Genomic DNA, 21,924 nt, shown 5'->3' with positions numbered 1-21,924 from the left:
AGAAAATAGAAGATAAAACTAGTAAAAGCAGAATATACACCAGGGCTGATGTAACCAGAGATGAAAATCCTTTATTCTCAGCCTTGACTTTAAACTTAAACAATATAAATTTATAAAGATTTGTTATGTAAATTTTGTCAAAATAAGTTTTCCATAACATCTTTTTTTTGCGGTTCTGAGCAGTATTCTTTCAGCTTGGAATTTGGGGCTGTTAAGTTACTCCAACTACGAACATATAGACCTGTAAACGGAACTTTGGCGAATGACACCAGATTTGCTCATCACCCAAGATAAAATTTCCCTGGATGGAAAGACTTTTATCCCAGCAGAACAATTACCTATACCAGAGTGGCCTTGTGTTGTGAGTGAAAGACCACAACCAACTATGACGGTAAAAGATGATGATTTATTTCTCGTGACAGATACGATAGGGAACATTTCTGGCTGTTCTCTGAATGAAGGCAACCCCAGTATGGGATTGTTTTGTGGTGATACGCGATTTCTCAACCGTCTGGAATTACAAATTGATGGGCGATCGCCTGTACTCCTGGGTAGCACTGCGGAAAAAGGATTTTCTCTTTCTGTTTTGTGTACTAACCCCAAAATTGACGATCGCCTCAAAGCTGAAAATATCGGTATTCGCCGCGAAATTGTCCTCAATGGCGCACTATTTGAAGAAATCGAAGTATCTAACTACAGTACCACTACTGTCAGTTTTGAACTTAGTCTTAGCTTTGATGCGGATTTTGTCGATTTGTTTGAAGTGCGCGGTTATGACCGACCTCAACGAGGTAAACTTTTACGTCTCATAGAACCTACACCCTCAGCCGGAACCACTTTGAATGGTGATGCGGTGGTTGTATCGCCTTACTTTGGTGAGGCACATAAAGAAGAATTCTTAACATTAGCCTATCAAGGTCTGGATGGCTTAGTGATGGAGTCGCGTATCCAATTCCAGCATTGCCTACCAGATTACTTTAAAGGTTACACAGCCGTATGGCAGCTAGAGTTAGCAACTCACGAAACTCTCAAAATCGGCTATCGCATCAATTTGTTAACCAACAATACCTCTAGTTCTACCGTTAGTGCAGCTTTTACCCTCGGACAAGCCAAAGCCGCAGAATTGATGGAAGAACAAAATTGGGTGCAACAAATTACCCGCATTAGTTCAGACAAAACTATCCTCAATCATGTCATTGACCGTGCTGAACAAGATCTGTACTTGTTACGCCAGTCCTTTGGCAAGTACAAGACGGTATCCGCTGGCGTACCTTGGTTTTCAACGCTGTTTGGTCGAGATTCCCTGATTACGGCTTCCCAAACATTAATCTTAAACTCGCAAATTGCTAAAGAAACCTTGATGCTATTGGCAGCATACCAAGGTAAAACTGAGGATGAATGGCGCGAAGAAGAACCAGGTAAGATTCTCCACGAATTACGTTTGGGGGAAATGGCTCGTTGTCAAGAAATTCCCCATACGCCTTATTACGGTACAGTTGACGCTACGCCGCTGTGGTTGATGCTCTATGGCGAATACTACATTTGGACTAATGACCACGAAACTTTAGAACATTTGTGGCCAAATGCTATAGCTGCAATGGAGTGGATTGATCGTCATCTGCAAGCAACTGGCTATCTGAGTTACTATCGCACATCTCAACGGGGTTTAACTAACCAAGGTTGGAAGGACTCAGGCGATTGTATTGTTGATCGGAAGGGAGATTTGGCTAACGGGCCAATTGCTCTATGTGAAGTCCAAGCTTACGTTTATTCGGCTAAAATTCGCCTAGCGGAAATTGCCAGAATGAAGAAGCGGCTGGATTTAGCTGACCGTTGGCAAGAAGAAGCCAGAAATCTTAAGGTGAGGTTTAATCGTGACTTTTGGATAGAAGACCAAGATTTTTGTGCTTTAGCTTTAGATGGCGAGGGTAAACAGGTAGATAGTGTGACATCTAACCCTGGTCATTGTTTGCAGTTGGGTATCTTTACCCCGGAAAAAGCTTACAGTGTGGCTGAAAGGTTACGCGCACCGGATATGTTTAATGGTTGGGGGATTCGGACTTTAAGCAGTTTGTCTCCGGCTTATAATCCAATGGGTTATCACATTGGTTCAGTGTGGCCCCATGATAATTCTTTGATTGCGACAGGTTTGCGATCGCTCGGTTTAATTGATCAAGCCTTGGAACTTTTCCAAGGTTTGATCGACATGACGAGTACACAGCCTTACCAACGTCCACCAGAACTTTTTTGCGGCTACGAACGCAATGGTGACAATGCCCCTGTACAATATCCTGTTGCTTGTACACCGCAAGCTTGGGCTACTGGTAGCGTATTTCAACTGCTGCAAATGATCGTTAATTTAGTCCCAGACGCACAAAATAACTGCCTACGAATTATCGACCCCGCTTTACCAGAGTCGATTAATCAGCTGTCATTTCACAATTTACGAGTTGGCACCACAATTCTAGATTTAGAATTTGAGCGTTCTGGTAATACTACTGCCTGTCGCGTAGCTAAAAAACGCGGTAATCTTCGCGTAGTTATTGAAGCGTAATCTTTAACTATCAAGTCTCAATAGGGCTAGAAGTTAGAGATTGGGGGCTAGAACTCAACATTTAATACTTGTCTGTTGCTTTATATATAATGTCTAGCTTCTAGCCCCTATGACCTATTTTTCATGATTTTCACTTTTTTGTCCTGGAGAAGCTTCGTAAATAGCATCTAATTGCTGTCTAGCATCTTCAACGTTAATTGAGCGCATAACTAAGAGGGGTTCTTTAATAATATTGCCAGCACTATCTAACAATTCTGGATGGGGGACTGATTTTCTGGCTGACAGATAACCTTGATTACCCATTGCAGAAGATCTGGCTGGATAATTTCGTTCTCGATCAAAACTAAACATGACTAGATTACGAATTAAATTAGCCACGGCGATACAAGCAAGAATCGTAAAAGCAAGAATGTAAAGTAGGTGCAACATAATATGGGTTTCCTCCAGGGGCAGCAAGTTTAAAAATCTTATACTGAAAAACTTCGCTGATGTTGGGAATCTCAGCGGGTGTAAATGTTTAACGCACTTTTAATGCGCCTATATTATTAATATGGAAAAATTTGTCAAAGGCTATTCAACTTACGGTAGCATAGGATACATTATTTGTTAATAAAAAATTTATTAAGGATTTTAAAGTATCTATGCGAATCATGTCATATACCGGTAGTGTCAATTAGTCGGTACATTTTAATTTTCTCTTTCTTGGTGGAAGCGCATAGCTACCTTCCAGCATTCTGTAACCAGTTGATGCCAAGGCTTTAGAGTTGTCATATCAATTCCGACTTGTTGATTAGTGGCTGTAAATAGCATCTTTGCTGTATTTAACTCTGCTTGTGCTTGCTTGACTCGTAACAGCAGGTCAGATTTTTCTTGATGACTCATAAATGAGAGTTGCTCAGTTTCCAAAAGGTTGCGTGATCGCGTAAACCAATATTCAAAGTCTTGTAACAAAGGCTCTAAGACGGTTTTTAGCAACTCAGTCCCTGGTAAATTTGAGTCTTGCATAGATCTGAAGGATACTTCTATTTTTCTGATTAATATTAACGTTTTTTACAAAACTTAACATTATTATATGCTACGTCCTCAGAAAGATAGTTAAATAAATCTGTCGTAGTAGTTACAAAATTTAAATTTCCGCAATCAAGACATAATACCTTTGCCCCATAAAATTAAGGCTCAAGACTGTAGACAAGAGAAAACACTGTCGGCAAGCTAAGATCAAGTTTCAGACTTCATGCAATGCTAGAGTGCATCCAGTGCAGTTAAAAGTCTGTCAAGCTGAAAGATAACCCTATGTTATATTTGGGTAATATTTTCAGCATTTTAACTAATAAATTACTTTTTGCAATCACTTCGCCAATGGTTCAGCAGCCAATGTCGCCTAATCAAGATCTGCATCAAGCAGAAAAACCAGAAAAAATTAATTTACCCCGTACCAGCGAATCAGAGAACTTAAAAAAGATTCGCCACACAACTTCTCATGTGATGGCAATGGCAGTGCAGAAGCTGTTTCCCAAGGCGCAAGTTACAATCGGCCCCTGGATAGAAAATGGATTTTACTACGACTTCGACAGTCCAGAGCCATTTACTGACAAAGACCTCAAAGCCATCCAAAAAGAGATGGCTAAGATTATTAATCGCAAATTGCCAGTAACAAGAGAAGAAGTCAGCCGGGAAGAAGCCGAACGCCGGATTAAGGCAATCAACGAGCCTTATAAATTAGAAATTCTGGCAGACCTGAAAGAACCCATTACTATTTATCACTTGGGTGATCAATGGTGGGATTTGTGCGCCGGGCCTCACGTTGAAAATACTCAAGATTTGAACCCGAAAGCCATAGATTTAGAAAGCGTTGCGGGTGCTTATTGGCGTGGTGATGAAACCAAAGCGCAGTTACAGCGTATTTACGGTACTGCTTGGGAAACTCCCGAACAACTAGCAGAGTACAAGCGCCGCAAAGAAGAAGCACTGCGCCGTGACCACCGTAAACTCGGAAAAGAACTCGGATTATTCATCTTTTCTGACCAAGTGGGGCCGGGTTTACCTTTGTGGACTCCCAAAGGTACTGTATTGCGGAGTATCTTAGAAGACTTTCTCAAACAAGAACAGCTAAAGCGTGGTTATTTACCTGTTGTAACTCCGCATATTGCTAGGGTGGATTTATTTAAAACTTCCGGTCACTGGCAAAAATATAAGGAAGATATGTTCCCCTTAATGGCAGAGGATGAAGCCGCAGCCGCACTTGAGCAAGGCTTTGTCATGAAGCCGATGAACTGTCCCTTCCACATCCAAATATATAAGAGTGAATTGCGTTCTTATCGAGAACTACCGATGCGGTTGGCAGAATTCGGCACTGTTTACCGCTACGAACAATCAGGGGAATTAGGCGGTTTAACCAGAGTGCGCGGCTTTACGGTGGATGACTCTCACTTGTTTGTCACCCCAGAACAGCTAGACGCAGAATTCCTCAGCGTAGTGGATTTGATTTTATCGGTATTCAATAAACTGCAACTGAAGAACTTCAAAGCTAGACTTAGTTTCCGTGACCCTGCAAGTGATAAATATATCGGTTCCGATGAAGCTTGGGAAAAAGCTCAAGGTGCGATTCGCCGCGCCGTGGAACAATTAGGAATGGATCACTTTGAAGGTATTGGCGAAGCGGCATTTTATGGGCCAAAACTCGACTTTATCTTCCAAGATGCGTTGGAAAGAGAATGGCAATTAGGTACTGTGCAAGTTGACTATAACTTACCAGAACGCTTTGATTTAGAGTATGTCTCTGAAGATGGTTCGCGCAAGCGTCCGGTAATGATTCACCGCGCGCCTTTTGGTTCCTTAGAACGGCTGATTGGCATATTAATTGAAGAGTATGCGGGTGATTTCCCCTTGTGGTTAGCACCTGTGCAAATTCGCTTGCTATCTGTAAGTGATGCACAGCTAGACTTTGCGAAAGCTGTAGTAGCAAAAATGCTGACCTTGGGTATCCGTGCAGAAGTTGACACCAGTGGCGATCGCTTGGGTAAATTAATCCGCAACGCCGAGAAAGATAAAATACCTGTAATGGCAGTGGTAGGTGCAAAGGAAGTTGAAACCAACTCTTTAAGCATTCGTACCCGCGCTTCTGGGGAATTAGGCGCAGTTTCTGTAGATGAAGTGGTACAGAAATTGAAAGATGCGATCGCTAATTTCGATAACTTCTAGCAACAAGTAGGCTGGGCAATTTACCCAGCCTACAGCAACTTATCCGAATTAGGCATTGCTAAATAGAAGTATTAAATTAACAAATGCCCTAAATTAAACTCTTACTCTCTGCGTCTTTGCTCCTCTGCGTGAAATAAACTTCATCTTCGGATTCAGTAACGTCACGAGTTACCAAATGGATCAAAATGTTGATTCAAATATTTTATGATTCTGAATTGTCCACTAATTCACTCGGCTCACCTGGATAAAAGCGATCATCCAAAATTTCAGCTAAGGTATAAAGACAAGTAGGAGGAAATGTCTGTTCTGGTAAATTGGTTTCTCCCATCGCCAAGTCCCTAGCATTTTCATACGCTTCTTGTAGTGCATCATCAAGATAAGGTTTAAGACTGGGGTTGTCTTTCAGTAGTCTTAATATGTCTCGGCGCTGGATGCGAAGTGTTGCCAACCAGCTACGACTACGATTTTGAGGTTGATATTCCCATTTCAGCAACTGTCCAATTAGCACACTTAAATGATTGCGAAGTTCCTGCCGTTGCTGCTTACCCAAAGACTCGATCTCCTCAATCAGGTTTGGCAGGTCGATTTGATTCCATTGTTTGCTGCGGAGTAACATTGCCTGTTCTTGTGTCCAAGCATAAAAATCTGTTTCGTAGAGATTTAGTCCAGCCATTGGAGTTTTTGCCGTTTTTGGGTTGGCTTCAGGTATTTGCATTGATATCTAATAAGTAACAACTACCACTCATCCCGCAACACTTTTTGTATTGCTAGTGCATCTCCCTGCCAAACTAATTTACCAGCAATATTAGAAAAATCATAATTAGATTTCTTCGTGCTGTCTGATGTAACCGGACTCAGCAAAATCACAATATTTACTTTGCCTGGCAATAGCTGTGTTGGAATTTCAAGATGCAAATGCTCAGAAGCATCAACAGTTGTCGTTAGTTGCAGAACTTCCATATAGCCCCTATTTGACCCCCATATAGCCCCCATTTGTCCCCCAAATGAGGTTGAGCAATGAACAAATCAACCAGTTACATGGGATGCTGGTTGATCGGTTAGGTGAGTATTTGCAGATGTCTGTTATTTCTTCTGTTACGGTTAAGGTTCCCGCTACAACTGCTAATTTGGGGCCTGGTTTTGATTGCATTGGTGCAGCGTTGACGCTTTGTAACCAGTTTAAGTTTACACGCCTAGATGAAGGTGGTTTAACAATTCATGTCACAGGTGCAGAAGCCGAACGAGTGCAAACTGATGAGAGTAATTTACTTTATCAGGCATTTTTGAAGTTATATCAATATATAGATCAGACACCGCCGCCTGTGAAAATTGAGATTGGTTTGGGTGTTCCATTGGCGCGGGGTTTGGGTAGTTCAGCGACAGCCATTGTTGGTGGTTTGGTGGCGGCGAATCAACTTACGGGTGAACCTCTATCTCAGGTGCAGGTGATGGAGTTGGCGATCGCAATGGAAGGACATCCTGATAATGTAGTTCCAGCATTAATTGGCGGATGTCGTCTGGCGGCTACTAGTGATGCTGGTTGGGAAATTTGTGATGTGCCTTGGCATGAGAGTATAGTTCCAGTGGTGGCGATTCCCGATTTTGAACTCTCCACCTCGGAAGCACGGCGGGTTTTACCAACTGAATTTAGTCGCGCAGATGCAATTTTTAATACTGCCCATTTAGGTTTATTGTTACGCGGTTTAGAAACTGGTAAGGGAGAATGGTTAAGGGCGGCTTTACAAGATAAGTTGCATCAACCTTACCGTAAAGCTTTGATTCCTGGTTACGATGCGGTGAATACGGCGGCGGTGGCGGCTGGTGCATTCGGGATGGTGATTAGTGGTGCGGGGCCGACGCTTTTGGCTTTAGCCGATGTTGCACATTCCTCAGATGTAGAGTTGGCAATGGCTTCAGCCTGGAAAGCGGCAGGTATTGATGCAGTTGTGCGATCGCTTGCTTTAGACACCCAAGGCGCAACAATTTTATGAAGGAGGCAGAGGGAGAAGTATAATCTTTAACTCAGCACTCAAAACTCAGCACGGGCTAAACGCCCCGCTACCGCTAACAGCACTTTACACTTTAACTATGGATCAGATTCATTCCGAGATAGTATCACTCAAGTCTCACATTCAAGTTCTTCAGCAAGAACGCGCTGCTCTGACTATTATTAATGAAATATCGGGCGATAATACACCTTCAGCAATGATTGAGGCTTATCGCCGCCAAGCTAGAGAAAATGCTCAACTGTCAGTGGAACTCAAAGGTATCGATGATGCGATCGCTGCTTTGACAAACCAGCTACATCACAAACAAGCCCAATTAACTCGTTGGCAAGTTGAGTCAAAAGAACTCACCATACACCAGCAACTAGAAGAAGCGAAAAAAGTGGCACAGGTTCACGCCGAACGCATTAACGAACTGGCTGCGGAACTAACAAGTGAAATCCGCCAGTTGAAATCTTCGGCTGATTACCTCAGTCCTTTATATTGGCAGGTTTATTACAAGCCCTTTATTACCGGATTCAAGACGATCTCAGTTCCCTATGTCCGTTCTGATGGGGAAGTTTGGACAATTGTCAACCGCATCGTTTAGAGGTTAACCCAAAATCTTCAGGGTAAAATACCTGCTTAGACCTACTTTTAGTTAAGGAATGTAACGGTGGCTGATGCCGCCGTTTTTGTTGACGTTACAAAAATTTATACCTAGAATGGACTTGCCATGAAATTGGATAAGTATTTATTCCTGTTTATGGTCAAAATTGCAGAATTAATGAGTATAGATACTCATCAATAATTAAAATTTAGTTTTCTGGAGATAAATAACGTTTACAAAAGTAACGATTCCTTAATATAATGTAATTAAAAGCGAAAACAAAAAACGATTGTCAGAAGTGATGAATGCAATTGATTTTCCCTGGCTAACTGCCATAATTGCCTTGCCGTTAGTGGCTGCCTTAGCCATACCCATAATTCCAGACAAAGAAGGAAAAACAGTCCGCTGGTATGGTTTAGGAGTTGCGATCGCGGATTTTGCCTTAATGATTTATGCCTTCTGGCACAACTATGATTTTCAAAGCTCAACTTACCAATTTGTCGAAAAATACTCTTGGATTCCCCAAATCGGTTTAAATTGGTCTGTAGCAGTTGATGGCTTATCGATGCCCCTCATCTTGTTAACAGGCTTAATCAACACACTAGCAGTCTTCGCGGCTTGGAAAGTTACCAACAAGCCGCGATTGTTTTATGGGTTGATGTTGGTAATGTATAGCGCTCAGTTGGGTGTGTTTCTTGCCCAAGACTTGCTATTGTTCTTCCTGATGTGGGAAATCGAGCTAGTTCCTGTATACTTGCTAATTTCCATCTGGGGTGGCGCAAAGCGTCGTTACGCTGCTACCAAGTTTATTCTTTATACTGCTGCTGCCTCAATATTTATTCTTGTAGCTGGTTTTGCGATGGCATTCTACGGAGATACCGTCACCTTCGACATGGCATCTCTAGGAATGAAACAATATCCTAAAGCCTTGGAATTATTAGTTTACGCTGGTTTCTTGATTGCCTTCGGTGTGAAGTTGCCAATCTTCCCCTTACACACTTGGCTACCGGATGCTCACGGTGAAGCATCTGCACCAGGTTCCATGATTTTGGCTGGTGTGTTGTTGAAGATGGGTGGTTATGCCTTAATTCGCTTCAACATTGAAATGTTGCCTAATGCTCATGTTTACTTCGCTCCAGTTTTAGCAATCTTAGGTGTAGTCAATATTGTTTACGGTGCTTGTTGCGCCTTTGCTCAAACCAACCTCAAACGCCGCTTGGCTTACTCTTCAATTGCTCACATGGGGTTTGTGCTGATTGGTTTAGCTTCCTACACAGAGATTGGAATTAGTGGAGCCATGTTACAGATGGTTTCCCACGGTTTGATTGCTGCTAGTTTATTCTTCTTGTCTGGGGTAACTTACGAACGCACCCACACCTTAATGATGGATAAAATGGGTGGCATTGGTAAGGTAATGCCTAGAACCTTCGCGCTGTATACTGCTGGTGCAATGGCTTCTCTCGCTTTACCCGGAATGAGTGGCTTTGTCGGCGAATTGATGGTGTTCCTCGGTATCGCTACCAGTGATGTTTACAGTTCCAGCTTCAAGATTGTAGTTGTGCTACTGTCAGCAGTCGGCGTGATTTTGACACCGATTTACTTACTGTCCATGCTGCGCCAAGTGTTCTACGGTAAGCAAAGTGAAGAACTACATCTAGATGCTGTAGTGGCTGATGTTAAACCTCGTGAATTGTTCATCACCGCTTGTTTACTACTTCCCATCATCGGTATCGGGTTCTATCCCAAACTAGTAACGCAGACTTATGATGTGAAAACAGTAGAAGTAGCTACTCACGCGCGTCAAGTCCTACCAGTTGTGGCTCGTCAACAGCCAACAAGTTTGTACTCGCAAATTTTTACCGCGCCAACCTTGGCTAATGCTTCAGTTGAAAATTTAGTTAATATTTCAAAGTAAGATTACATCCTAATTAGGGTGCTAAAAATAAATTCTAATCAGAGGGGAATATGGGGGTGATTATAAAATCACCCCTTAAATTTTGGGTTGATATAGCAGGGAACAGGTGAAAAATTTTCATGTTCAACACATCCCGCCTAGAACTAAAGTTCCAGGCTCATAGCCAAAGTCCACAAAGCGTGGACTGGAAGATATTTTTAGTTGAGTCATCTGAAGATGACTATTTTGAGAGGATGAATATAAGAAAAACGGCGTTGCTGATTGAGGGGATGATTTTTGTCTCACGCAAAGGCGCAAAGAGCAAGAGTTTGAAAATTAGGATTTTATGATTTCATCCCGCATTTATGCAACGCCGAAAAACAATGTTTTTAATTCTGTCCCCTGTAACCTGTCCCCTTTCCCCTACTCTACTATTGCCCAAGTTCCTGCATATTGTTCATTACTTGTTGATACAAGTCGTTATTGCCTTGACGTTGCAATATGGCGGCGGCTTGTTCTAAATCTTTGATTGCGCCTTGTTTATCTCCTTGGGCTGCACGGGCGTTACCTCGATTATTGTAAGCAGGTGCAAAATTAGGATTCAGGCGGATGGCTTCATTGTAATCGGATATGGCTCCTTGTTTATCGCCCTTTGCTGCACGAGCATTGCCTCGGTTATTGTAGGCGATCGCATATCGAGGATTTAAAATAATAGCTTGGTCATAATCATCCAGTGAACCGTCTTTTTCGCCTATAGCTGCACGGGCATTGGCACGGTTGTTATAAGCTTCAGCATAGTTGGGTGATATTTTAATCGCTTGGGTATAATCTGCGATCGCACCTCGATTATCTCCGAGGGAGGCGCGGGCGTTTCCCCGACTGTTCAAGGCTTCTGCATCGTTGGGAGACAGGCGCAGTGCGTCGTTATAATCAGCGATCGCTTTTTGCTTGTCTCCTGTATCAAAATAGGCGAGTCCTCGTCCTTTGTAGGCAGCACTGTAGTCAGGATTGAGGTTTAGTGCTTTAGTATAAGATGCGATCGCCCCTTGTAAGTCGCCTTTGAGGTGCTGGTTTTGTCCTTGAAGATACAGCGCCCCAGCTTGTGAGGTTTTAATTGTACGACGGCTAGGAGGAGTGAAGCCGATTTCTGTCACCAGCACATTCTTATCTCGATTGCAAGAGACAAGAGTGATTGCACTTAAGACAGTCAGCACAACTATAGTCAATGTTTTTTTAACCTTCACCCGCTTTTGCTCCCATAACCGCAGCTTCATAAGTTGCTTTCTACCACCATTCCACCTAGATTGAATTAGCACCCAATTTAATTAATGCTGGAATGTAGATGTGTAATGTCAATTAACACACTTTACTGATATTCCCTAGGTTTAATAACGGTTAACTCTGGACTTAACCGGGAAGTTTATCAACTTTTTGTCTTTTATGGTGTTATTTAAGGGTGATTAGTTATACTTTGAAATTTCATTATTAATAAAAACTAGGCTGAAATGAGTATTCTATTTTACTCATTTTCACTGTTAATTTCCTGATTTTTAGGAGTTAGTCGCCAAGCATTAGATGTATCTATATCTACAGATAATTGTTCTAAACTTTCTCCTAAATCTTTTTGTAGCTTCTGAGTCAAGGTAATCGAAAAATCTAAATTTATTCCTTGATTTTGTACCAGTTTTGCTAATTCTAAAAACTGTGTTTTCACGGTTTTGCGTTCATAGGCAGTCAACTTAAAGCAAGATGTTTCTGATACATTTTGAGCTTGCATAGCTTTTTTAATACGCTCTTGCAAATGTTCAAACTCAGAATTTAATAACTGCCATTGCTCGGCTATTTGTGTATATCTGGCATTCAGAGCTATTAAATCTTCTGTTTCTGGATCTGGATTGCCTGCTGATTGTAATTCTAACAAATGTTTATGCACTTGAGCAAGATAAATGCAGTCGAGGTAAGCGTAATCTATTTGTTCTTCAGTTAAAGGTCGTTGCCCCCAGTCGCTAGTTTGTTCTTGTTTATCAATATAGTGAAAGTTACACAGCACAGTGGCGAGAGTTTTGAGTTGGTAGTTAGGTACTGGCAAAAGATAGTAAGGAATTTTTTTAGCTATTTCTAGAGTACAAGTAATATTTTTAGCTTTTTTATTACCGAGAAACTTTACATCATAACTGGCATTATGAAATACTTTTTCTATATCTGGATTGACCATGATTTGCTCAATAAAATTAGCTACCACATCATGCTGATCAAGAACATCCAAAAGTAAAACGCGATCGCCACTCATATCGTCAGGATTATCTAATACTTGAATCAGTGATAATCTAGGATTTCGACTTTTATAGTCAGCGACTTCTGTATCTATCCATAGAGTTTTAGCTTGGGTATATTCAGCAACGCTGTTACGAATTTCACTAGCAGTATTCAAGTAAGGCATTTTGAGTATTTCTTAATGGCTAGGACTTACGCAAAAAAACGGGAAATTAAGGTTTTAGAGCAGGGTGTAGGTATTCAACACCCTTACACCCCATACCCTTATACCCCTACACCCAATCCCCACAGACAATTTTGGTGCGTAAGTTATGGAGAATGATGCTTTGTCTACAGTCACTGGAGTGATTTCCGTAAGTTGTTGTAGAGAATTGGTATAACAGCATCTTAAATTGGTAGAATTCAGGTTCAGAGAGAAGAGAACTTCAGACATGGTAGCCGCCCATACAGATTTAAATATTGCTGCTCTAGAAGCAGAATATAGTCAAAAATCCCCAAGAGAAATTTTGAAATTAGCCTTGGAAACTTTTGACAATATGGCAATTTCCTTCAGTGGTGCTGAAGATGTTGTTTTGATTGATCTTGCTTCCAAAATCACGAAAAACTTCCGGGTTTTTACCCTCGATACCGGGCGCTTGCACCCAGAAACATATCAGTTCTTGGATAAAGTTAGAGAATATTATGGCATTAAGTTAGAAGTAATGTTCCCTGATGCAGCAGAAGTACAAGCCTTGGTAGAAGAAAAAGGCTTGTTTAGCTTTTATCAAGATGGTCATAAAGAATGCTGTGGTGTCCGCAAAGTTAGACCACTGCGCCGCAAGCTAAATACCCTTGATGCTTGGGTGACAGGACAGCGTAAAGACCAAAGTCCTAGCACCCGCAACCATATCCCTGTAATTGAGCTTGATACTGCATTTTCTACCGCAGACCATCAGTTAATTAAGTTCAACCCCTTAGCCAATTGGTCTTCCGCCCAGGTGTGGGAATACATTCGCGGTTTAGATTTACCTTACAACAAACTACACGATCGCGGTTTTATTAGTATTGGTTGCGAACCCTGCACCAGACCTGTGCTACCCAACCAGCATGAACGCGAAGGTCGCTGGTGGTGGGAAGAATCTACTGCTAAAGAGTGTGGTCTACACGTAGGGAACTTACAAAAATAGTCAGTGAAGCCTACACTGTAAGGGCGTAAGTCTTTGCGCTCTTACAAAATCCCTGTTGTTCTGAAAATAAAGAACAGTGTTCCTAGACAGAGGATAGATAAAGAGTTTATACTCAGCACTTTGCTATACATTGGCTCAAAGTTCTTTATTTCTGGAACATAACCGCCAAGCATGAGGCGGTAAATCATGATGTTGGCGGAATTGACGTGAGAAATGACATACGTGTTGATAGCCTAAAAGTTTGGCAATTTGCTCAACCGTTTCATCAGTATTTTGCAGTAAGGAACGAGCTTCTACCATCCGCCGTTTGACAATCCAGTTATTTACAGTTTCACCTGTTTGTTTAGCTACTCGATTAGTTAAGTAAGCAGGTGAATAACCAACCGCCTCAGCTACATCGCACAGCGTAATTCCTTGGCGAAAATAAACTTCAATAAAGTCAAAAACCTCTTTTAATTGCGGTATAGAAGGAAAAATTGACTGAGGATGACGCGTGTCTGCGGAGTTTTCTTCTATTGATCCTGAAATTTTTTCATGTATATTATTGCAGAGCTTTTTCAAAGAGGCTTGTTTTTGGAGACGAATGGCGATCGCTCTGAGCAATTCATCTAGTGTAGAAGGTTTGGTAATATAATCATCTGCACCTAATTCCATTCCTTTGCGAATATCTGACCTACTGTCACTACCAGACAGAAAAATGAAAGGAATCACTGCTGTTAAGGGATTTTGGTTAAGCGCACTGATAACGCTGTAACCATCCACACAAGGCATCATAATATCGCAAACCACCAGATCAGGTAGATTTTCTTGGGCTTTTTGAATACCCACTAAACCATTTTCAGCACCTATCGCATCAAAACCTTCTAGCTTCAGACCCTTTAAATAAAGTGTACGGGTTACACTATCATCTTCAATAACGAGAATTGTTTTTGATGATTTAGAAATCATTGTTCTGTTACTAAAATTGTTGACAGGAAGTATTTCGTCACCTCTTTGCTGAGTCTTCAACAGAGACACAATTAATTACTCCTAAGTTCTTTTGTAGTTCCAAGTTATGAATTTTGAGTTGAAAGACTTAACACTCATAACTCTGAACTATGATAATTTTGCCTTCTAAATGGCAGCACGACATTAAAGGTAGTACCTAAGCCAACTTCACTTTCTACAGTGATTTGACCACCATGCAAATCAACTAGACTTTTAACAATTGCTAATCCTAATCCAGTACCAGGAATACCATCAATGTTGCTACCACGATAAAACGGTTCTAGTATCCGTTCTTGCTCTACTAATGGGATACCTATTCCTTGATCTATTACTTGAAATATTATTTTTTCTTTGTTATGAGAAAGTATGAAATTAATTATCCCACCAGATGGAGAATATTTAATAGCATTATCGAGCAAATTCTTGAGAATTGCCTCTAATATTTTTTTATCCATATAAGCTGGCAGATGGCTATTTTGACAGGTAAAGTTGATTGTATTTGACAGATTACTCATCTGCATTTGTGCTACTAAATTATTACATAATTTAACTAATTCTAGTGATTCTGGCTCAAATTTTAGTTTTGTTGCTTCTGCTTTAGCATAAAACAAAATTTCATCCAACATCTGACTTAGTTGTTCGATAGAAATTTGGATTTGTTCGAGTAAAGGTTGAATTGTTGACTCTGTTTGTTTATCAACATATCGCTTGAGTAAGTTATTAGAAAATGAAACAACATTCAATGGATTGCGTAGTTGGTGACAAACCATTGAAAGAAACCGTGATCTCAGATCACTCAGTTGTTTCGCTTGTTCTAAAGCCTTATTAAGTTCTGATTCTGCATTTTTATAATCAGTAATATCAATCCCAGCGATCATTTCAACTTGTTGACCTTGAAAATCAAGTGTTCCGTCAAGTCTGGCGACTGCACAAGCCAGCCAGCGTTCTGTACCGTTTTTGGTGAGGATACTTATCTCTTGATATTCAAAGTTATTAGCCTCTCTTGATTTAACTAACTGTCTGTGTTTTTTGCTTTTGATTAGTTGGCGAATATCAAAACCAGTTAGTAGCTCTGATTTTGTATAGCCCGTCAATAGTTCTACTGCTGGATTTACATAACAAATTTGTGTACCTTGAATCAAAAAAGTGCTTGCATCTGTTATTTCTGCTAAAGTCCGAAATCTCGCTTCGTTTAGCCGTAATGCTGCTTCAGCTTGTTTCGATTCAGTAATGTCCCAAACACTCCATACTCTACCAGTAATTTTTCCTTCCACCCAATGAGGTTGAGAATAGTTAGCAAATATTCTGCCATTCTTTAATTCGATCACATCGTAGCTTTCAACATCCGATTGGCTAGAAATTTCCCAAATCAGTCGATTAAAAGTTTCTGGATGTTTAATTTTGGTTTCAAAAAATGCTTTACATTGAGGACATCTCTTAGAGCGAAATAGGGATTTGGGAATTTGCCACATATCCAAAAATTTTTGATTAACACTGAGGATATCTCCCTCAAAGTTAATTGTCACAATGCCGATCGCAGTAGCTTCGAGTGTGGAACTAAGTAAAGATAGCGATGTTTCTAATTTCCTTTCTCTTTGCTTGAGTTCATAAATTTTCTGTTGTAAATTTTCGTTGGCATCTCTTAATTCGTTAATCCACTTTTGGACACTTAACTCTATAATTTCATGACTTTTATCCCGCACAAAAGCACAACTAAGTTTCCTACCTTGATCTTCTACAAAATTGAGAGATATTTCTACTAAAAATACCCTGCCGCCTTTAGCTCGATAACGAGTTTTTAAGGTAACAGTATCTTGGAGATTCTTTTCTGCCCAATTATGTAGCGAAAAATCTAAATCTATATCTTGCAAAGTCATTGATAACAACTCTTGACGGGAATATTCAGTCATTTTACAAGTTGCATCATTGACGTAAACAAATTGCCAGTTTGACCCTAAACAGAAGGCCGCATCTACAGAATTATTAATAAGAAAGTGAGCAAGCTTAAACTCTAATTCTGACTGTAGAGCCATTATAATTTATCACTCCTAATAATAAATATTTAATGTTGTGCATCTATGAAGGTTCCTTCTGTTTGTCAAAGGAAAGTACAAACTGTGATGCTTTACTCTTAATGTGAATGTTGTAGCAACTAGATGTTTCTGTTCTAGGCTAATGTTGCATTCATGGAGATTTCTTGATGTTTGATACTGTTAACTTTGTAACTTTTGAGCTTGTGCGACTTGGTTTTGTCGGTGTCGAAAACTCTCAGTAATTTTGGTTTAGTTCAAGATTACTGATGTAGCCTTTAATGCGGTTGAGCTTCCACTAGTTAGTTTTTACTCATCAATGAATTCCTTAATTTTTCTTAACTCATTCCTTCAGGAATCTAATATAGAAAAATCTCGTTTATCATCCGTCAAAAGGAATACATTATATTTCATATTTATGTAAGTATTCATACGTCATCTCCCATAAGGATTAACTTTAATTAATAAATTATCCCTAACACTTGAGCCGTTTTTTATACTGAGTTGTTTACGTAGATACGTGTATTCAACTCAAGAATTTGAGTGAGATTGAGGGAAGAATATTAAGTTATTTAAATTTAGTTTGACACAACTTGCTGATTAACGGAAAGTTTAATGCAACATACGCAAGTAAACAGCAACACTAATTCATGTAGCCGATATCACGATTGCGAAAAAATTGGTAACGGCATCAACAAATTGTTCATTGAAAATAAGTATTAATTTCCCGTACTCTGGTTTTCATAAGTACTGCTTTAATTTTCTTCACTTTTTCAAGAGTTTTTTACTGGGCTGAAAAGCCGCACAAACATCTACTGTCAAACCAGCCCGGTCATATCTGGAAAATAAGCAACAAATTTCTGAGTGTCATATATCACCAGTTTATCAATGTATACTCAAGAGCTTTGTGCAAGTATCGGGAATTAAGTGAAAGCAATGAGCCAAAATTATACTGATTCCAATTCTCAGCTAGTCACCACGGATATTTACCAAGAACTGCCGACAAACGGTACACATTATCCAGAATCTCTACCTCAAGATTCCCACCCACTTGAGCATTTAGAGCCTCAAAAGGTAATTTCAACTTTGTTACCCAGCGATCGCCACCCTCATCTAACAGTTGCCGAAGCGATCGCTCAAATGCTAGTCAACTTGGGTATATGCAGTGCTTTTGGCATTGCTGGGGGCGCAATGGCTAGTTTGTGGAATGCCCTATCAAACAGCCAAATGCAAGTGCTGAACTTTCGCCATGAAGCCGGGGCGGCGTTTGCGGCGACTGAAGCTTACTTTGCCAGCGATCGCCCAACTGTCATTTTTACCACCGCCGGGCCAGGAATTACCAATGCGCTCACGGGGTTATTTGCTGCCCGTGGTGAAGGTGCAAAGGTGATTCTGTTATCTGCTTGCACCTCCGCACCCCAACGTGGACGCTGGGCAATTCAAGAAACCAGCAGCTACACCTTACCTAGCGGCGGAATTTTTACATCGGGTGCATTGTTCAACTATGCAATCACCGTCGAGTCGGCTGCTCAACTGCCGCAAATTTTCCGTAAACTGGCGCTGGGTTTAGCTCAACCAGGGGGATTTGTCGCCCATGTGAGTATCCCGACGGCGGTGCAAACCAGTCTAGTTGAAGGCATTTCCTGGCCACAACTAGATGTTGATGCTTACCGAATCACTGCTCAAACAGAAAAAGTCGCTAAATCTGCGGAATTATTATTCTCTGAACCCTTCGCCATCTGGGTTGGTTTTGGGGCGCGGGATGCGGCTGATGAAATTTACGCATTGGCAGAAAGGACGGGTGCAGCCGTGATGTGTTCCCCCCGTGGTAAAGGCATCTTCCCAGAAGATCATCCGCAGTTTGTTGGTGTCACAGGTTTGGGTGGTGATGCTTCCGTCATTACCTATATGGAAAAACATCGGCCTGCTCGTACCCTTGTACTGGGAACCCGTTTAGGCGAACCGACTTCTTTCTGGAGTCCCACAATGGTTCCTGCAAAAGGCTTTGTCCATGTCGATATAGATCCAGAAGTTCCGGGTGTGGCTTACCCCCACGCTCATACTTTCTCGATTCAATCTGATATCCAAGCCTATTTACAGGAACTTTTGGAGCATTTACCCGAAGTTCCTTTTCCGACTGACTTGTTACCGAATCCCCAACCTGAAGTAATTGAAGCCGCCCCAGCCTCTCCAGTGAGGCCAGAGGTATTGATGACAGCTATTCAAAAGATAGTTGTAGAGGGTAGTGATGCGGTAGTTTTGGCGGAGTGTGGTAACTCTTTTACTTGGTCAACTCATTGTCTGCGCTTTACTGAACCTCATCGTTACCGAGTCAGTACCGGAGTTGGGGCGATGGGACACGCTGCAACAGGTGTAGTCGGTGCAGCCCAAGCCAGGAAAAGTAAAGCTGTTGCTATTGTGGGTGATGGAGCAATGCTGATGAATAATGAAATCAGCACCGCCGTCAAATACAAAATTCCTGCGGTTTGGATTGTCCTGAATGATGCCCGATACAATATGTGTCATCAAGGCATGAAAATATTGGGCTTAAAAGGTGCAGATGCAGAGATTCCTGCAACCGACTTTGCGATGATTGCCAATGGGATGGGTGCAGAAGGAGTTCAAGTCACCAGAGAGTCTGATTTAGAAGCGGCATTACAACAAGCGATCGCATCTGAAGTTCCCTTTGTCGTCGATGTTGTGATTGACGCTGACAGACCAGCACCTTCTGGCGGACGTAACAAAAGTTTAGCAGCCCAAGGTGTTAAAGCAAATGGCTCAAATACTATGAAAAATCCAGCCAAGCAAGTTTCCTTTCCTTTGGTTTAACTTTTTGGCTGGAGTATTTTGGGTCTTTGGCGATCGCTGACTAAAAAAAGCAACTTTTTAGTCAACAATTACACCATAAACATTAAGTTTTTACCTGTCATACATCTTACCAAAGTGGCAAAGTTAGCTAGAAAAAATTTAATATTTTTTTACATTTTTTGTTTTCTTATTTAGCTAATTTTGCCGCATTCTTTAGCCCAAATAGTGTTTCCTAATTTCCTCACCAACTTGCTCTAACCAACTCACAATCAAGAATAGGAGACCAAATATGCAGCTATTTGAAACTGTTAGAGAAATGGGTCACGAGCAAATCCTTTACTGTCATGGTAAAAATCCTGATATCAGAGCCATTATTGCCATCCATGACACGAGCTTAGGGCCGGCAATGGGAGCCACCAGACTATATCCTTATATCAACGAAGAAGCTGCTTTAAAAGATGCTTTGCGCCTTAGCCGTGGTATGACTTATAAAGCTGCTTGTGCCAATATTCCTGTTGGTGGAGGTAAAGCAGTAATTATTGCGAATTCCGCCGATAAAACCGACGAAATGTTGAGAGCCTATGGACGATTTATCGAAAGCCTCAAAGGACGTTTTATCACCGGACAAGATGTAAATATTACTCCCCAAGATGTCCGCACAATTAAACAAGAAACTAATTATGTAGTTGGGGTAGAAGAAAAATCCGGTGGCCCAGCACCAATTACAGCTTTAGGAGTATTTTTAGGCATTAAAGCTGCTGTAGAATTTAGTTGGCAGACCCAAAGAATTGAAGGCATGAGAATTGCTGTTCAAGGTTTAGGAAATGTGGGAAAAAATCTCTGTCAGCATTTACATGAGGATGGTGTTGAACTTTTTGTAACTGACATCAACCCAGAAAAAACAGCAGAAATTAAACGCTTATATGGTGCTACTGTTGTCGAACCCGAAGAAATTTATAGTTTAGATGTAGATATATTCTCTCCTTGTGCAATGGGGGGAATTATCAATAGTCAAACCATTCCCCTGATCCAAGCCAAAATTATTGCTGGTGCTGCCAATAATCAATTAGAAAATGAACGCCTCCACGGTCAAAGACTGATAGATAAAGGCATTCTCTACTGCCCTGATTATGTAATTAATGCTGGTGGCATCATCAATGTTTATAACGAAATGATTGGCTATGACGAAGATAAAGCCTTCAAGCAAGTGAATAATATTTACGATACATTGCTGAAGATTTTTGGAATTGCTCATCAGCAAGGCATTACTACTAACGATGCTTCTAAAAGATTGGCAGAAGAAAGAATTCTGAAAGCCAGAAATAGAAAAAATCAGCAAATTGCTGCATAAATCTGAGCTATTGATTAATTTGAGGAGCGACAAGTGGAAAAAAATACCTTTGCAACATCAGCTTATATTGCTACTTCACCAGAAAGTGCCTTTGAATATCTTTGTAGTTTAAAAAACTTAGATGAATGGACACTCTATAGCCGGATGCAAGAGCAAATTGACCAAGATACGTGGCTCGGAACTGCATCTGGCTATCAAAAAAATCTCTACTATCACGTTAAAAAGCTAGAAAGCTCTCTATTCTATGGCATTGAGTGGCACTGTGGGTTGGAGTACAATCAATACTTCCAAGTTTATCCAGTACTGCTTTTTCCTCCTAATTATATAGAGCCAGGAACAGACGAAGAAGGCGTGTATTTTCATTGGTTAAGCTTTGTTGACCCCAAACGCCAAACACCAATGATTATGCAAGGTATTCACACCGTCCACACTTCTGAGTGTCGTTCTCTCAAAGCTAATTTAGAGCGTAAACTGGGACGGAAAACAGCAGTTAAAGGACGCTACTTTATTGATACAGATACTATCTATATTGACGCTCCCGTAGAAATCGGAGTTGATTATTTAAAAGATGTCAAAAATATCAACGAGTGGGCGCATTTAGTCCGTCCCATTGGAGAAGTTAGTGGCTCATCAGGAGACTTTTTGGATGAGTATAACCAGAAAGTGCAAATCTCTGCACGTGTTCATAGCCTAAGCAAATACTACTTACTAGAACAAGAATATTTTTATCCAGACTACAACTATTACCAGCGTTCCGTTGCCCTAATTATTCCCACAGCTTACGCCTTTAATGACCCTAATGCTTCTGGTGTAATCTTACATCGTATTACCTTCTGGAAAGCGGGAGAACAACTAGCTCACGGCAAACTCCAAATAGAAGACTTTGGTGCAGAAAGCATGAACATCAAACGCCTTTTAGAAGGTAAAGCAGGCAACCTCAAATCCTTTGATCAGGGTATGAGTTATATCCCAGTAGCAAAAACTCAAGCGCCAGAATTAGTCGCTAAATAAAGGCTGTAAGCAAAAATATTCACTCCGCGCACCTCCGCATTTACCTCCTCATT

General features: G+C 41.0%; 18 protein-coding genes. 10 read left to right on the top strand and 8 right to left on the bottom strand.

All coding sequences use genetic code 11. The features are described 5' to 3' along the window. Window positions 1-262: 262 nt before the first annotated feature. Window positions 263-2,554, top strand: a complete 2,292-nt coding sequence (locus IQ244_RS01245; protein WP_193889237.1) for an amylo-alpha-1,6-glucosidase — start codon at window positions 263-265, stop codon at window positions 2,552-2,554. A 114-nt stretch (window positions 2,555-2,668) separates the two neighbouring features. Here IQ244_RS01245 and IQ244_RS01240 read toward each other — a convergent pair whose 3' ends face one another. Together IQ244_RS01240 and IQ244_RS01235 are read right to left on the bottom strand one after the other, a co-directional pair. Further along, the gene (locus tag IQ244_RS01240) at window positions 2,669-2,983 is read right to left on the bottom strand and encodes a DUF2973 domain-containing protein (RefSeq protein ID WP_193889236.1); all 315 of its coding nucleotides are present in this window, start codon (window positions 2,981-2,983) and stop codon (window positions 2,669-2,671) included. 258 nt (window positions 2,984-3,241) lie between these two features. Next, window positions 3,242-3,559: a DUF2605 domain-containing protein gene (locus IQ244_RS01235; protein WP_193889235.1), complete on the bottom strand. Its 318-nt coding sequence runs from the start codon at window positions 3,557-3,559 to the stop codon at window positions 3,242-3,244. A 354-nt stretch (window positions 3,560-3,913) separates the two neighbouring features. On the opposite strand from IQ244_RS01235, the gene thrS reads away from it, so the two are divergent. Next, a complete protein-coding gene (gene thrS, locus IQ244_RS01230; protein ID WP_193889234.1) occupies window positions 3,914-5,755 on the top strand; it encodes a threonine--tRNA ligase in 1,842 nt (613 codons plus the stop codon). Window positions 5,756-5,957: 202 nt separating this feature from the next. Here the strand turns inward: thrS and IQ244_RS01225 are convergent, their stop codons facing one another. Both IQ244_RS01225 and IQ244_RS01220 read right to left on the bottom strand, forming a co-directional pair. After that, entirely contained in the window at window positions 5,958-6,470 is a 513-nt protein-coding gene (locus IQ244_RS01225; protein ID WP_193889233.1) for a DUF29 domain-containing protein, read from the bottom strand. Window positions 6,471-6,490: 20 nt separating this feature from the next. Beyond that, complete coding sequence (locus tag IQ244_RS01220) at window positions 6,491-6,715, bottom strand: hypothetical protein (protein WP_193889232.1); 225 nt, start codon at window positions 6,713-6,715, stop codon at window positions 6,491-6,493. A 116-nt stretch (window positions 6,716-6,831) separates the two neighbouring features. Here IQ244_RS01220 and thrB point away from each other — a divergent pair, with 116 nt between their 5' ends. The 3 genes from thrB to IQ244_RS01205 all read left to right on the top strand — a co-directional run bounded on the left by thrB (window position 6,832) and on the right by IQ244_RS01205 (window position 10,265). After that, a complete protein-coding gene (thrB, locus tag IQ244_RS01215; protein ID WP_193889309.1) occupies window positions 6,832-7,746 on the top strand; it encodes a homoserine kinase in 915 nt (304 codons plus the stop codon). 97 nt (window positions 7,747-7,843) lie between these two features. Then, window positions 7,844-8,350, top strand: coding sequence for a hypothetical protein (locus IQ244_RS01210; protein ID WP_193889231.1), 507 nt, complete (start codon window positions 7,844-7,846; stop codon window positions 8,348-8,350). 301 nt (window positions 8,351-8,651) lie between these two features. Next, window positions 8,652-10,265, top strand: a complete 1,614-nt coding sequence (locus tag IQ244_RS01205) for an NAD(P)H-quinone oxidoreductase subunit 4 (protein WP_193889230.1) — start codon at window positions 8,652-8,654, stop codon at window positions 10,263-10,265. A gap of 410 nt (window positions 10,266-10,675) precedes the next feature. Here IQ244_RS01205 and IQ244_RS01200 read toward each other — a convergent pair whose 3' ends face one another. Both IQ244_RS01200 and IQ244_RS01195 read right to left on the bottom strand, forming a co-directional pair. After that, a complete protein-coding gene (locus tag IQ244_RS01200; RefSeq protein WP_193889229.1) occupies window positions 10,676-11,518 on the bottom strand; it encodes a tetratricopeptide repeat protein in 843 nt (280 codons plus the stop codon). A 245-nt stretch (window positions 11,519-11,763) separates the two neighbouring features. Beyond that, a complete protein-coding gene (locus tag IQ244_RS01195) occupies window positions 11,764-12,684 on the bottom strand; it encodes a ribonuclease D (RefSeq protein ID WP_193889228.1) in 921 nt (306 codons plus the stop codon). 15 nt (window positions 12,685-12,699) lie between these two features. Between IQ244_RS01195 and IQ244_RS01190 the strand changes: the two genes are divergently transcribed. Continuing rightward, window positions 12,700-12,840, top strand: coding sequence for a hypothetical protein (locus IQ244_RS01190; protein WP_193889227.1), 141 nt, complete (start codon window positions 12,700-12,702; stop codon window positions 12,838-12,840). A gap of 109 nt (window positions 12,841-12,949) precedes the next feature. Beyond that, a complete protein-coding gene (locus tag IQ244_RS01185; protein WP_193889226.1) occupies window positions 12,950-13,684 on the top strand; it encodes a phosphoadenylyl-sulfate reductase in 735 nt (244 codons plus the stop codon). Between the two features lie 135 nt (window positions 13,685-13,819). Here the strand turns inward: IQ244_RS01185 and IQ244_RS01180 are convergent, their stop codons facing one another. Together IQ244_RS01180 and IQ244_RS01175 are read right to left on the bottom strand one after the other, a co-directional pair. Further along, window positions 13,820-14,632, bottom strand: a complete 813-nt coding sequence (locus IQ244_RS01180; protein WP_193889308.1) for a response regulator — start codon at window positions 14,630-14,632, stop codon at window positions 13,820-13,822. A gap of 134 nt (window positions 14,633-14,766) precedes the next feature. Beyond that, window positions 14,767-16,704: a scytonemin biosynthesis sensor histidine kinase gene (locus IQ244_RS01175; protein ID WP_193889225.1), complete on the bottom strand. Its 1,938-nt coding sequence runs from the start codon at window positions 16,702-16,704 to the stop codon at window positions 14,767-14,769. A 933-nt stretch (window positions 16,705-17,637) separates the two neighbouring features. On the opposite strand from IQ244_RS01175, the gene scyA reads away from it, so the two are divergent. From scyA to scyC, 3 genes are all read left to right on the top strand, one after another. Continuing rightward, complete coding sequence (scyA, locus tag IQ244_RS01170; protein WP_193889224.1) at window positions 17,638-19,530, top strand: scytonemin biosynthesis protein ScyA; 1,893 nt, start codon at window positions 17,638-17,640, stop codon at window positions 19,528-19,530. Between the two features lie 268 nt (window positions 19,531-19,798). Then, window positions 19,799-20,860, top strand: a complete 1,062-nt coding sequence (gene scyB / locus IQ244_RS01165; protein WP_193889223.1) for a tryptophan dehydrogenase ScyB — start codon at window positions 19,799-19,801, stop codon at window positions 20,858-20,860. Window positions 20,861-20,893: 33 nt separating this feature from the next. Then, entirely contained in the window at window positions 20,894-21,871 is a 978-nt protein-coding gene (gene scyC, locus IQ244_RS01160) for a scytonemin biosynthesis cyclase/decarboxylase ScyC (protein WP_193889222.1), read from the top strand. Window positions 21,872-21,924: the final 53 nt, after the last annotated feature.

Source organism: Nostoc sp. LEGE 06077, assembly GCF_015207705.1.
Taxonomy (GTDB): domain Bacteria; phylum Cyanobacteriota; class Cyanobacteriia; order Cyanobacteriales; family Nostocaceae; genus Nostoc_B.
The sequence above is the reverse complement of the archived record's forward strand: the minus strand, read 5'-3'. Positions and strand labels throughout refer to the sequence as shown.

Excerpts from the sequence above, each read along its gene's own strand:
- IQ244_RS01245 (WP_193889237.1), top strand. The coding sequence starts at position 263 with ATGACACCAGATTTGCTCATCACCCAAGATAAAATTTCCCTGGATGGA.
- IQ244_RS01240 (WP_193889236.1), bottom strand. The coding sequence starts at position 2,983 with ATGTTGCACCTACTTTACATTCTTGCTTTTACGATTCTTGCTTGTATC.
- IQ244_RS01235 (WP_193889235.1), bottom strand. The coding sequence starts at position 3,559 with ATGCAAGACTCAAATTTACCAGGGACTGAGTTGCTAAAAACCGTCTTA.
- thrS (WP_193889234.1), top strand. The coding sequence starts at position 3,914 with ATGGTTCAGCAGCCAATGTCGCCTAATCAAGATCTGCATCAAGCAGAA.
- IQ244_RS01225 (WP_193889233.1), bottom strand. The coding sequence starts at position 6,470 with ATGCAAATACCTGAAGCCAACCCAAAAACGGCAAAAACTCCAATGGCT.
- IQ244_RS01220 (WP_193889232.1), bottom strand. The coding sequence starts at position 6,715 with ATGGAAGTTCTGCAACTAACGACAACTGTTGATGCTTCTGAGCATTTG.
- thrB (WP_193889309.1), top strand. The coding sequence starts at position 6,832 with ATGTCTGTTATTTCTTCTGTTACGGTTAAGGTTCCCGCTACAACTGCT.
- IQ244_RS01210 (WP_193889231.1), top strand. The coding sequence starts at position 7,844 with ATGGATCAGATTCATTCCGAGATAGTATCACTCAAGTCTCACATTCAA.
- IQ244_RS01205 (WP_193889230.1), top strand. The coding sequence starts at position 8,652 with ATGAATGCAATTGATTTTCCCTGGCTAACTGCCATAATTGCCTTGCCG.
- IQ244_RS01200 (WP_193889229.1), bottom strand. The coding sequence starts at position 11,518 with ATGAAGCTGCGGTTATGGGAGCAAAAGCGGGTGAAGGTTAAAAAAACA.
- IQ244_RS01195 (WP_193889228.1), bottom strand. The coding sequence starts at position 12,684 with ATGCCTTACTTGAATACTGCTAGTGAAATTCGTAACAGCGTTGCTGAA.
- IQ244_RS01190 (WP_193889227.1), top strand. The coding sequence starts at position 12,700 with ATGGCTAGGACTTACGCAAAAAAACGGGAAATTAAGGTTTTAGAGCAG.
- IQ244_RS01185 (WP_193889226.1), top strand. The coding sequence starts at position 12,950 with ATGGTAGCCGCCCATACAGATTTAAATATTGCTGCTCTAGAAGCAGAA.
- IQ244_RS01180 (WP_193889308.1), bottom strand. The coding sequence starts at position 14,632 with ATGATTTCTAAATCATCAAAAACAATTCTCGTTATTGAAGATGATAGT.
- IQ244_RS01175 (WP_193889225.1), bottom strand. The coding sequence starts at position 16,704 with ATGGCTCTACAGTCAGAATTAGAGTTTAAGCTTGCTCACTTTCTTATT.
- scyA (WP_193889224.1), top strand. The coding sequence starts at position 17,638 with ATGAGCCAAAATTATACTGATTCCAATTCTCAGCTAGTCACCACGGAT.
- scyB (WP_193889223.1), top strand. The coding sequence starts at position 19,799 with ATGCAGCTATTTGAAACTGTTAGAGAAATGGGTCACGAGCAAATCCTT.